Below are 13,659 nucleotides of genomic sequence, written 5' to 3' on the forward strand. Positions count from 1 at the left end.
ATATGTCAAAAACCAACTTGGCTATCAGCTCTTGACACACTTTTGTTCTTTACATTTTTAGTCTATCAGTTCTATTTTAACGGTCTGTCTCTGTACCAAAATATGATATTCTCCGGCTTCAAGGAATCGTTTACCATCCTCATTGACAAAACCGAAATCACGTTCCAGGTCTATGTCAAAACGGAAAGTCTTCGTTTCTCCGGCTTTAATCAACTGTTTCTCAAAATGTTTCAGTTCTTTCACCGGGCGGGTAATCGAGCAATACGGATCGGATATAAACCAATGAACAGTCTCTGCTCCATCGCGAGCACCGACATTGGTGACAGTCACTTCTGCAGACAATCGATCGCCGCGCTTCACTTTAGTAGCAGAAGGGGTAACGGTGCCATACTTAAATTCGGTATAACTTAATCCATGCCCGAACGGATACAACGGATCGCTTGTTATATCTTTATAGAATCCTTGATGCCCACGTCCGCTCTTGCGGCGATTGTAATAAATAGGAATTTGTCCTGTGGAATAAGGGAACGTCATGGCAAGTTTACCGGATGGGGTGATACGTCCTGATAATATACCGGCCATCGGCAACGCTCCATTCACACCCGGTTGCCAGATTTCCAGTATAGCATCGGAAATCGGTTCCAGACGATTCAATTCCAACGGACGTCCATTCACCAATACCAGTACAATAGGCTTTCCGGCTTTCTTCAGTTCTGCGGCCAGCTCTTCCTGAATCTGCGGCAATGCGATAGAAGAACGGGAAGCATTCTCACCACTCCAGGTCATCATCTCACCCAAACAAAGAACAACTACATCAGACCAGCGTGCAGCTTCCAATGCTTCTGCAAATCCTTCTCTGTTATCTCCTTTCGTAGCACAGCCTGCTGCATAACGCAATTCAGCTTTTCCTGCAAATTCAGTAGCCAGTCCATTATAGAGCATGACAACATCCGTATCTTTTCCATGACCACACCAGGAACCCAACAAGTCCCAACCATTTTTTGCCATTGGTCCTATCACGGCAATCTTCTTTTTATCAGTCAGCGGTAATGTTTTGTTTTCATTTTTCAGCAAGACCATGGATTCCGCCGCAAGCCGGGCTGCAATATCCATACTTTGCGGACGGAAGAAACGTTCTTTCTCACTTGTTGCGGGAGTATAAGGACGTTCGAAAAGGCCGAGACGGAATTTCAAAAGTAAAACACGACGTACAGCTTCATCTACTTGAGCTACCGATACTCTGCCCTCTTCTACCAACTCTTGCAAATGGCGGTCGTAAGCATGAGACATCATATCCATTTCAAGACCGGCAGTAAACGCATGCCAGGCTGCTTCTTTTTTGGTCGCTGCCAATCCCTGATTTTTCAACTGTTCGATGGCTCCCCAATCGGAAACAATAAATCCATCATGCCCCCAACGTTTCTTTAATATCTCGGTCATTATGTAAGGATTGGCCGAACCCGGCACACCGCTGATATCATTAAAGGAACTCATCAGTGTTGCCGCACCTGCTTTCACACCCATCTCGTAAGGGAGCAGATAAGTATCCCAAAGAGTTTGTTTGGAGATCTCGGTATAGACATAGTCACGCCCGGCTTCGGATGCCCCGTAACCTACATAATGTTTCAGACAAGCTGCCATACGGTTTTCTGCTGACAAGTCATCTCCTTGATAACCTTTGACGGAAGCTGCACCGAATACCCCGTTTGTATAAGGATCTTCACCATAACCCTCTGCCACACGTCCCCAGCGAGGATCACGAGCCACGTCAATCATCGGTGAGAAAGTCCAGTCCACTCCCGACATACGCGCTTCCTGTGCAGATACAGCACACGCCTGCTCTACCAAATCCGGATTCCAGGAACAAGCCTGTGCCAACGAAATAGGATACACGGTACGGAAACCATGAATTGCATCGTAGCCGAAAATAATAGGAATACCCAGACGAGACTCTTCCATCGCTTTTTTCTGCATACTATTACGCAGTGCGGGATTTGTTTCGAAGTAAATCAGAGAACCGATTTCTGCGGGCACTTTCTTCACTTCTTCACCTACATTATTCACATTGTTATTCCGTCCCAGGGTATATTGATTAAGCTGCATCACTTTCTCTTCCAAAGTCATGCGGGATAGGAGATCATCTACGCGTTTCTCAATCGGAGCCTTTGCGTCTTTATATAGTGCAACATCTTTTTTATCTTTTGCCGAAAGGGTGCATATAGAACCTAGCAAACATAATCCGTAAACCAATACTTTCTTTCTCATCGATGTTTTCGTCGGTTAATTAGTATATAAATATAGCTTTATCAGACAGCCACAACATGGCTTCTTTTTATTGTCTTTCAGATAAATCAGTCACCCTATACGGATGCTTCACTGCTGCATGAGCAGCTTTCTGGGCAACAGCTTTTCGAGCCTCATCCAGGCTCTCCGGGCCATAAGGATTTCCGATTACATTGCGTTTGAAGATACGTTCGAACCAAGTGCAGGCAGCAGTATAACGTCCGACTTTCACATCCAGATGATATCCGTCACGGTTCATATGATCGCCGATGAAAGAGGTACGGGCATTCTGTATGGCAGTGCCCGTAGAGATAATCATCTTAATCTTATATGCCTTACCTGCTTTTTTCACTGCATCTACAATTGCGTGATACATCGTCAGCTGATCGCGGTTGTAGTTTTTAAATCCACCGTGATTGGAAGTGGATGCATAGGCCCAAGTCTGGTGCAGCATCAACTTTGTTTTCTTGGGAATACGTGCTTTTACATACTCTATGAGCTCGGGAAGAGAGGCTTCATACGTCTCATACATTCCCGAAAAAGTACTTGCTTGTTGCAGGCTGACATAATCCCAGTCTTCATCCGCCAGTACCATTTCCAAAGACATCTTGCCTTTTTCCCGTTTCTTTCCATCTGTACCGATTTTCCGGTAGGCATAGGCAGGAGCATTTTCACGGGCATTCTTCACATGGCGTTCTAAGGAACAGCCACCAATAAACATATTGCCGATTATGGTTGAAATACCTTCGGCTTCCGCAAGTTCATGCAGATATTGCTCCACGGCATCTTGGGAAAAGCTATTGCCGATAGCCAATATCTTAACTACCTTTTGTTGTCCATATACCCCCTCCGTCAGAAGGAGCAATATGAACATACAAATCGCAACAATTCTATATCTCTTCATCACAATCAAATATAGCTAAACCTATTAGTTATTTCTTTTTTTCATGTAATAATCTCTCATAAGATACCATGCCTTCTTGCGCATTCCCTGATCGGATATTAACCCTTTGCGGTTCCAGCCATCCTGATTAGTGGGGTGGAAACGGAACGGAGAACGGAAGTCGAACAGAATCCAGGGAGATACTCCACGCAGGTTAGGGATATTGTCGAACATACGAATATTGTCTCTATACAGACGTGCCTGATACTCTTCACTCCAGGAGCTGACTACATTCTCATCGCCAGACTGACCGTACAATGCTTCACCACCAAATTCAGAAATAATCAACGGTTTGTGCGTCACTACTTCCCAAATTGCATCTTTCGGTTCAACAGGCCATGGATGATACCAGCCCATATATTTATTGATTGCTACGACATCTAATTGGGAAGTAAAGGAATCCTCCATTACAAAACGCTGTTTCTCACTGTTAAAGCGCACAAGGTCAAAAGCGGCGACATACAGACGGGTAGTATCCAGCTGTTTGCCTGTTTCAAGCAGGGAAGTCAAAAAATCATTCCGTTCTTTGGAAGGCTGTGTTTCATTGGCAACACCCCAGTAACCTACTGCACAACGATTCTGATCGCGCTTTATCATTTCAGAAAGCATCTTCTGTGCTTTCTTACGGGTATCTTTGTCTGTAAAGTCAATGCCTTGCCAAATAGGAATTTCCTGCCAGAGAAGGAAACCCATCTTTTCTGCCAAGCGTACCGTGTATTCATTCTGCGGATAATGTGCCAGACGAATCATGTTCACACCAAGCGCCTTAGCTTCATTCAGCAACATGGATGCATCGGCTTCCGAGAAAGCACGTCCCATGCGCTGCGGAATCTCTTCATGGAAAGAGATGCAACACATAAATGTCGGTTTCCCGTTCAGGTAAATATCCGTTCCTTTCACTGTGATGTTACGGAAGCCTATTTGTTCCTCCACGCGATCGGTACTTGAAGAAATGACCACGCCATAGAGTTTCGGTTCTTCGGGCGACCAGCGTTGCAGTTTCTTTGCATTCAATACGGTTTCCGCTTTTCCTTCCGCATCAGTAGTAAGTTCCGCATTGATTTTAAGTTCGGGAATGGCGACTGTCACCTTTTCACCCGCCTTTTTATCAGAAAGACGTACACGGGCAATGATCCGGTCGGGAGCGTTTTTATCCAGTTGGATGAAGTAATCTTCTATAAATGTGCGGGGAGTTTTCACCAGCAACACATCTCTTGTGATGCCGCCATAATTCCACCAATCGAACGCCATAGCAGGAATGGCGTCCTTGGTACGACGATTGTTCACTTCTATTGCCAAGAAGTTATCGCCGTCTTTCAACAGGTCCGTCACTTCTACTTGGAAAGGGGTGAACCCACCTTCATGTTCTGCTATTTCTTTTCCGTTCAGGTAGACTTTGCAACGATAGCTGACAGCACCAAAATAAAGAAACTGACGCTTGTCTGCCAGACGTTTGGCATCAAAATGACGCGCATACCATACAGTACCCTCATAATATTTCAGTTCGGACGACTGCGAGTTCCAGTCTCCCGGGACATTAAGACGCAAGCCGCCTTCGAATGCATATTCGTAGAAATCAGTATTTCCTTTCGGTTGCTGATTTTCATAGATTTTCATTCGTTGTCCCTGGTCGTACAGGTCGATAATGGCATTCCATTTACCATTCAGTGAATGAATGTCACGACCGTAGACATTCGTTATCAGTTCCTGTGCCGCAACGCTTCCTGCAAAAGCGATCAGCAACAACAGACATAGATTTAATTTCTTACCTATTTTCATTTATCTATTAGTTTGTGGTATTTATACATTATTCATTTCTCGATTCATTCTTCAGGAAATTCATCACCCAGTTCCAGGCAGCACTCCACTGCTCTGCATAGGCATAATGGGCAGTCGTTTCGGCCACGAACAACTCTTTCGGAGCATTAATCATGTTGTAAGCCGAATAAGTGGTGGTAGGCGGACAGACCATATCATTATAACCGAAAGTATAGAATCCCGGTACTTTAACCTGCCGGGCAAAGTTGACTACATCAAAATACTGAATGGTTTTAATCTTCTCCGGTGTCCGGTTCCTTTCATCCTTAAACATGTGCGGCCAACCTCCTGCACGACCATGAGCATAGCCTGCAATATCACACAAAGCCGGATAGAAAGAAACTAATCCTTTGACACGGTTATCCAGTCCGGCAATCACTATGGAAAGTGCTCCGCCCTGGCTTCCACCGAAAGTTGCCAGATTACCATTAAATTCGGGAAGTGTGTAAATGAAGTCAATGGCTCTTACACAGCCTGTATAAACCCGCTTATAATAATACTTATCCCGATCGTCCGTATTGAACGAATGGTAATTTTTCAAAGCCCCGTTATAAAGTCGGTGATATACATCTCCCGTCAGGTTGACCGGAATGCCGTGAATGCCGATTTCCAAAATGATAAAACCATTTCCCGCACGTTCGGGCTCCCCGTTATATGCGCGGATACCTGCACCCGGCACTTTCAAGATGGCCGGATATTTTCCGGGAGCTTTCGGCACACAAAGGATGCCATACATACGGGATGCATAGTCATTATTCGCAAAAGAAACATGATATACATTCACTTTGTCCGTACACTTTTCCGGCAATAAAGTCATTATAGGTTCCAGCGCCCACTTTTCAGCGGCTTCTTTGGTGCTCTTCCAGAATTCAAGAAAATCGGCAGGCAACGGAGTAGTCGGTTGTAGCTTCTCCGGATCAAAGCCAACGGTAGCTACACCTTCATATTCACGCCCTTGATAACTGACAAAAGCACGGCAACGCAGGAAACCCTCTTTTTTCATTGTACCTGCATTAATTTCGAGCTTTTCATTCTTCAAAGGTTGTTTACCTGTCTGATGAGGTTTCATCATATCTTCCGAAATCTCATAACGCACTTCCAGATGATCCTGTGGAATATTGCATTTCAGTACAGCTACTTTGAATTTCACTTTTTCTCCCGGTTGATACAACCAATTGGTGTGGTCGGGAGTGACCAGTACTTGAATCAGCCTTTCCGCCGGTTGCCCGTACACAACGAATTGCACGGCAACAAACAAAGCAAGAAAAACAGAACGCAAACTTTTTATCATAATTCCGTTATTGTTTATAGTCTTTTCATGGTTTTACCTGATATTGATAGAGAGTGAAAGAATTCTTATCATTCAACTCGAAACTTACTTTGCCCTGTACACCAACTTCAGCAACAAACTTTTTGCCATTTCCCATCAAAGGAGTAAAAGTTACCTTCTTGCCCTCCGGAAGCCAAGTATCAATGGTTCTTCTGGCTATATCATTGTCTTCGCGGTAAATAATGAGATAACCTTGCATATCAGAGACTATTGATTGAAATCCTGTCCACGAGCGTCCCGAAGGTTCTTCACCAATGGGCAATATGATACCTTGATGAAATTGAAGTTGCAAGGGTTGATATTTTTTAAGCAGAGTTGCCGTAGCATAAGCCTCTTCGGGCAGGTTCGAAGCCTCCATCCAAGCCAATGGCTGTGCCGCCAGGGTGATGGCGAAGAGGTAGTCGAAACTATAACGAGCGGGAGCAAATGGATCGGTAGTGCTATACTTATCGGCATTACGCCATTTATTCAGGAATTCTATCTGCATCTTCTCGGCCGGTACATAGCGAGACAGCATCCAAAGATTACGCAAGGTGCGATAGGGATAATAGTTGCCCCAATCGGTATAACGGTTTTCCAGGAAGATATTGCCATACTCATTCATATAATGATATCCACCGCGACGACCGGCAGTGGCATCGAGGTTGAAAATCACCTCATGGTTGGTTTGTGCTAACACGGTATCAAACAACCGGCGTAAATTCTGTTCGGCTGTTTTAGTAGGTATTTGTAAGCCATCTATCTTGAAACAGCAGATGCCATACTCCTTGTAAAGCCCGATAATGACTTGCGCATCTTTTTGCCAATCGGCAAAATCATTCTGTATACTAGGATTAAACCATAATCCGATACGAATACCCAATTTCTTTCCTTTCTCTACAATGCGTTTCAGTCCATGAGGGAATTTCGTGGGGTTGGGCGTCCAATAATCAGCATTTTTCCAGATATCTTTAAAACTGCCTCCGGCTGTCTTTGAGTTGGGGCTTTTTCCGCTCTGCCAACCATCGTCCAGTTGAAAGAGGGTGACACCCAGACGTGCGGCACGGTCCAGCTCGGCCAGGCAGAAAGCCTCATCTATTTTGGCATCCTGACTACGGTCGCCCCAAGTATTGAGCATAATCATCTCATCCTGTGCGGCGGTGTGGTGGCGCAGTTGTTTTTGATAAAGGCGCAATGCTGTTAGTGCTTCTTGTTCATCTCCGATATAAACACCGGTAACGCATCCATAAACACGAGTCCAGCTATCCGGTTTCACATCATCAGATGCAATGCCCAGACCCACTACCATAAAATCGCTAAAGTCGGCCACGAAGTCGGAACCATTATAATGTAATTGGGTACTGCTGCAAGGAGCCTCTTTCAAGAAAAAGAAACCTTGCCGGGTAGCCACATCGTGAGCAAAAAGCAGATTACCACGATAGGTGTTGCGACGGTAAGGAAGCCAGGTACGTTCAGTCACCAGATTGTCATTCCAATCAGTATAGTCGAAGAACTCTACCGTACGGGCACGCCAATGATTACCGAAGAGTTGCAATCTGTCGATCGTCGGAGTTTTCACCCCCGTAGTCATATCGACTGTGTGCTCTATATTTTTACGATCAGCATTAGAACGATTGTCATTTTTATTCTGGTAAAGTTCTACTTGTCCTTTCAGATAGGTATCGCAGGCAATGGCGGGACAGTCTGCATAAATGCGATAGCGACGTTCTATACTTAGAGAACCGATGGTGCAAGCCACAGTGGCTTGCAGATAGCTGGCATGTATACCATTCGTTGGAATCTCATTCACAGTGAAAGTAGCAGCTGTAGGGATGCCTTTCACAATCGAAAAGTCAGGCTCTTTGCCTTGAGCCGGGATTACTTTTCCACATAGCTTATCGGTGAGGCTAATGGTGACAGGTGTACCATTATTCCACAGCATGGTACGCTCCATGTAGTTATTGCCCATACGTAGTGTATCACCTTTCAGGAAAGCATAATAGTGCTGTCCTCCCCAAAGCGGCAATCCCAATATGGTTGAGAGAAATATCGTGATAATACTTTTTTTACTCATAGTTTGTCTGCGGTTTGATGTAAGCCGGAGCCTCCAACAACTTGTTGGGTTCGTTGAAACGTTGGTTATCGGGTACATTGTGTTTGCCCAAGCCTGCCTGCATAAGCTGCTTTAATTCGGGCAGATGATGATGATAGATATCACGCGGTTCTACGCCATGCTTATGACAGAGTCCGGCTGCCATACCTACTACTTCACCCATCATACCAGTAGTACGCATCACACGTACCGTACCCAAGGCTACGTGTGTGCAGCTCATATTACGACCTGCCATAAAGAGGTTATCCACATTGCGCGAATAAAGACAACGATAAGGGACAGCATAAGGATGAATCCAACGATGCACCGTTGCCGACTTGAATTCATTATCAGGAAAACGCACACTGTTCACGCTATCAGGGAAGTGGAGGTCGATACTCCAAGTGGTAGTAAACGAAGCATCCTCGTGTGCCACATTTTTGTCTATATCGTCTTGTGCTAACACATAGTCGCCCAGAAGACGGCGAGATTCACGTTTACCGGAAACATACGCCACCCAATCGAGTGAACGGTTGGCATACTTTTTACGATCCGCATAGTGATTCTTCAGATAGCTCCAATTGGAATATACCACCAAAAGTCCATAGTCGCGTATGCGTTCAGCCTCGGTGATTTGATTACGGTTCATTCCTGTTTCCCATTTCCATTCGCCCATAGTTACAGGCTCGCAATTATCAGCGCCAAAGCGCATACCATATTCGAAGCGGGGGAAAGAGGTCTTCTTCTTCATGTCCTTGCTATACCATTGTACCGATGCGCCCATCACTAGCGAGTCGGGCTGCTCGGGAGCGAGACTTTCGCCATATTCATCGCGGCCTTCACGTCCCATAGTCCAATCGGCACCGGCTAAGTAGCCTATGGTAGCATCGCCAGTGCAGTCACTAAAGAGAAGAGCGGTAAGTTCGGTTTGTTCACCCGTCTCAATATGTTGAATAGTGACTGATGCTATGCGATCACCCTGCATCTTTACAGCCACAGCACGTTGTGAAGCATAAAGGGTGATATTCTTTTCGGCAGCTATAAAGTCTTCCTTTTTCTGATCTTCATAATAGTCACCCGGTTGGGCATTACCGGAACGTTCATGACCGAATTCGCGTATCATACGACCTAACCCCTCGTTGGGTCCCTTTTCGATGATACCACCCAGGTGTACACGTATCTCCGACGAGTTATTACCACCCAGTACAGGACGATCGTTCACTAATGCCACCCTACAACCTAACCGGGCAGCAGCCGTAGCGGCACACATGCCGGCTACGCCTCCTCCCACTACCACAAAGTCGTACTGATGGGTGGGCACCGTTTGTTGTTGTTGCAAGCGGGCACGAAGTGCAGCTGTCTCTGCCTCGCCCCATGCAGTGGGTTGCACATTCATATCAGTCGTGAGATAGATGGCATCACAACGACCATTAAAACCTGTAAGGTCTTTCAAAGCAAGGGTGATAGTACCTGCTTTCAATACGACCTTGCCGGCGGACTGCCATTGCCAGGAATTACCAGTGTGTCCCAATGTAGTTTTCAGTAACTTACCACCTAAAGCCAGACGAAACTTTCCGGGCCCTTCGGCATCGGTCCAAGGTGAAGTCCAGTTGTAGGTGCGGGCATATACATAGTAAGTGCCCGCCTGGGGAATATTGATTTCTGCCGTAGCATCGGCCACAGGAATACCCATGCCATGTGCCATGAGATAGGGTGAACCCATTTGATCCATGAACTGCTGGTCGAGCACCCAGCCGCCTCGCTGGCTGAAGCTTTCTGCTTCGATGAGCAGTTCTCCGGCTACAGCCACAAGGCTACAGGCTACGGCTATGCATGTCAGTAAGATTTTTTTCATCATAGCACAGCGTTTTTTAATTATTGAATAGTTATATCACCCACTTTCACCCAACCTTTGGAGGTTTGATACTCATCGCGGGCTGAAATTAAGATACCAATGGCATTCTCTTTGGTAGTATCTACCAATCCTACTGCCCAAATGTAATTCCCTGCGGCTACATCAGTGAGTTTGATATTAGTAGTGTAAGTCTTGGGAGCTCCCTTCATCCAAGTGGCAATATTTGCTTTGTCTTCTATATAGATGCGGACGGGATCCTCTGTATTCTTATCGAGCAGAGCGATAGCTAGTTTGTACTTGTCACCATACTGCGGCAAATTGGTAGGACAGTAACCCCAACCCAAGTTCGACCAGCGGTGAGTAAGCGATACACTACTGCCACTACGGGCTATAGTAGGAATAGACAGACGGTCGGGATAGAGACGGTAACCACCTTCAGCAATAAACTCCTTCACCAAATGGAAAGCTGTATTGAACCAAGAATGAGTTTCACCTTTGTTCACGTTGGTATCAAAGCGGAGGTCCATCATGTTGACATAACCACCCTTGGCTTCATCATATTCTCCCTGGCGCACCTCGGCAAAATTCTTGTAACCATCGCCGGCAATAGAACCACCGTGTGATGATTCTACCCAACCACCTTCCATAGTGATAGGTACGATACCATGATAGGTAGTACTGATGCCACGCTCCCAATCCTTATAATATTGCTTCATGCCGAAAGCATCGTGACGCAAACAGAAGCCTTTGGCTACGGCACGTTTCACCATATCGGCAGCTACCTCGGTATCGGTATCACTAAACTCTTTGCCACTAAGCAAACAGCGATGATAATTAATCATGATAGGCACTTTAGTGAAAAGGCGTGACATTACATCCGTAATCCATTCAAATACTGCTTGTCTAGGAGCTTCATCACCTGTAGAGTATTTCAGGGTGTGAGTCTCACCCCATTTGCCTAATCCAAAACCGCTCACAAATTGAGTGACATCAGGATCATTGTATTTGGCAGCAAAAGCAGTAAGGAACCCTTCATACTCCCTCTGGAAAATGGGATCGTCCGGATAAGGTGTCCATACGTTTACACTACCGGTAGTAGTGGTAAACCCTTCGGCACCGGCATCTTTTACATAATCGGGACAGGCATCTTCATGTTTGTCACGACTATCACACACAAAGGTAAAGGCGAGCTTCAAGTTTCGTTCTTTAGCTCCTTCCACCAGCATACGAAAACGCTTGGCAGGTTCAGTCTGTACACTCTCATCCCATACATATTTGCCTTTTTCAGGATTAAAATGGCTCCAAAGACCACGAACGTAGAGCGTATTACCATAGTCAGATACCTTCACAGTACCTTCTGACGACTCGAAGTTATCATAAAGATCCCAGAAATCCATCATCATACCACTTCCAATACCCGAGTAAATGACCCATCCACTCATAGGGTTACGCTGCAGTTTGTAGCGTTCGGGCATGATATTGACGGTCGTGTTGCCTTCAATGTTCCAATTATAATCGGTTATAGGGGCATCATCGTCTGAACAAGCAGTGCCAATGAAAGGCGTAGTAGCTAGCAGACACATCGACAAGGTCTTGATGCTGTTTTTTATTATTTTGTTCATAAAATATATCTCGTTTATTGTTATCATTTAAAGGTAGAATAAGAAGTGAAGTGATAAAAGCTCCACCTCTTATTCTTTCATTTTGGATTTATTTAATATCAAAGAGTACAGTGTTGTTCTCTAGGTCCACTACCACATAGTTACAGCCCTCCGGGATGAGGAAATAAGCATAGCGGTTATTGCCCTGACCTGTTACGGTTCCTTCTATCTTACCTGCTGTTACTGTAGTGTATCCATTGTAGCTATTACGAACAGCATCAGCAGTAGAACCAACGAACCATCCGTTATTAGCATATCGCAGCGTGCTGAAGTTCACCCAACCGGCATTTGTCTTCCCATAATTATCCTTATATTCATTACGTGGCAATACATCACCTTTATAAACGAATACTTTCGGATTGGCAACACTCTGAATAAGGTTATACTTCACTTGACAGTACTTGAAGCTTTTTCCGGTTTCTTCATCAATACCCGAATCGTAAGCAAAACTATTGAAACCACCATACATGTGCAGTACATTGACTTCCTGACTCCATGGGTTTTTCCCCAGTTCGGTATTGTTGAACGATACGGTGAGTGGTTTCAGATCGGTAGCGGTCGAATAGATGGTAATAGATTTCTCCTCCTTATTCAATACAATGCGGTAAGTTCCATCGGCCGGAATTGTCCAATATTGTTTATCCACTTTGCTAATGAGTACTTGTCCGAATGTTGACAATTGACCATCTTCGATGTCATGACTATCAGCTATTTCCGGTACAATGGCCATCGCTTGTTCACCTTCGAAGGTGAGCGGGATGTAAAGGTTACCAGCTTTCAGTGCACCACGCCAAGCATAAATCTGGTCATTTTCGAGGGCTTGAGCCATCTCAATCTGTTCCCCACCTACGGCACTACCAGCCAGGAATATCTGGTCGGCTTCAACTACAGCACCAGCTTCTACTATCTTCACCGTCTGTTTACTCATATTCACAGTGATACGATAGGTAGCTGCAGATGGAATTAACCACGAATTGGCTTCAGCGCGATCGGATATGACGCCTGCCATTTCACCTGTGGTGATGGGGGCATCGGCGGTTTCCGGGCCAATGGCATTCAATTCGTCGGCATAGTCAACGGGAAAGTTTATCTTACCGGTAACCAAAGCTCCTTCGTAACTATAAATTCTGTTTGTCTCGTCTTTCAGCGTCATCTTAATATTATCATCGCCTACGGCAGTACCTCCCACATAAAGGTTATCAGCTTTATACTGTTTGGGGCCATAAGTTTTGAACTTCACCGTTGCAGTAGCAATATCGGGCACCATAAGACGGGGACCTTCAAAGTTGGCTGTAACAGTAAAAAGGACTTCGCCAATGGTACTGGTGGTTAGACCGAAGTAATCGACCAATATATCTTGCATCTCTTTGTTGGTGTACGAGCGAAGAAATTCACCATCATCATCAAATTCCTTGATATTTGCAACATCGCTACCGATAAGCTGCATCTCGTATTTATAAGTTGTAATATAATCTTCACCAAAATTGTGAGCGGTGCTCCACTTCAGCGTAAAAGCTGTCTCGTTGGGTTTACTTTCATCGAGCTTAATATATTCGCCCGAAGGAGTCAACTCAATCTCCGACTGGTTGCGTGAGGCAGTATTGTCTATCTCCTCTTCGCACGAGGTGGCAAGCATGCTCATCATTCCCACAGCCACCATTCCAAGGTTTCTATATAAATGCATTGTTTTCATGTTCG

Annotated in this window: 8 protein-coding genes; all 8 read right to left on the bottom strand. The window is 45.2% G+C overall.

Annotated features, from left to right (window positions below):
- Positions 1-57: 57 nt before the first annotated feature.
- Positions 58-2,265 carry a glycoside hydrolase family 3 N-terminal domain-containing protein gene (locus NXV01_RS02955; RefSeq protein ID WP_259021676.1) on the bottom strand — a complete coding sequence of 736 codons (2,208 nt, stop codon included), beginning with the start codon at positions 2,263-2,265 and terminating at the stop codon, positions 58-60.
- A 67-nt stretch (positions 2,266-2,332) separates the two neighbouring features.
- Positions 2,333-3,187 carry a DUF4886 domain-containing protein gene (locus tag NXV01_RS02960; protein ID WP_259021677.1) on the bottom strand — a complete coding sequence of 285 codons (855 nt, stop codon included), beginning with the start codon at positions 3,185-3,187 and terminating at the stop codon, positions 2,333-2,335.
- A 24-nt stretch (positions 3,188-3,211) separates the two neighbouring features.
- Positions 3,212-5,005 (bottom strand): glycoside hydrolase family 2 protein, encoded by a 1,794-nt coding sequence (locus NXV01_RS02965; RefSeq protein WP_259021678.1) that lies wholly within the window; start codon positions 5,003-5,005, stop codon positions 3,212-3,214.
- A 28-nt stretch (positions 5,006-5,033) separates the two neighbouring features.
- The gene (locus tag NXV01_RS02970) at positions 5,034-6,335 is read right to left on the bottom strand and encodes an acetylxylan esterase (RefSeq protein WP_004311196.1); all 1,302 of its coding nucleotides are present in this window, start codon (positions 6,333-6,335) and stop codon (positions 5,034-5,036) included.
- 25 nt (positions 6,336-6,360) lie between these two features.
- A complete protein-coding gene (locus tag NXV01_RS02975; RefSeq protein WP_259021679.1) occupies positions 6,361-8,427 on the bottom strand; it encodes an alpha-galactosidase in 2,067 nt (688 codons plus the stop codon).
- A complete protein-coding gene (locus NXV01_RS02980) occupies positions 8,420-10,300 on the bottom strand; it encodes an FAD-dependent oxidoreductase (RefSeq protein WP_259023426.1) in 1,881 nt (626 codons plus the stop codon). The genes NXV01_RS02975 and NXV01_RS02980 overlap by 8 nt, the downstream gene beginning before the upstream one ends.
- Positions 10,301-10,320: 20 nt before the next feature.
- Positions 10,321-11,922: a DUF4832 domain-containing protein gene (locus NXV01_RS02985; RefSeq protein WP_217720938.1), complete on the bottom strand. Its 1,602-nt coding sequence runs from the start codon at positions 11,920-11,922 to the stop codon at positions 10,321-10,323.
- Between the two features lie 88 nt (positions 11,923-12,010).
- Positions 12,011-13,654, bottom strand: coding sequence for a SusE domain-containing protein (locus NXV01_RS02990; protein WP_259021680.1), 1,644 nt, complete (start codon positions 13,652-13,654; stop codon positions 12,011-12,013).
- Positions 13,655-13,659 lie beyond the last annotated feature (5 nt).

The organism is Bacteroides sp. BFG-606, from assembly GCF_024788145.1.
Classification (GTDB): Bacteria; Bacteroidota; Bacteroidia; order Bacteroidales; family Bacteroidaceae; genus Bacteroides; species Bacteroides vicugnae.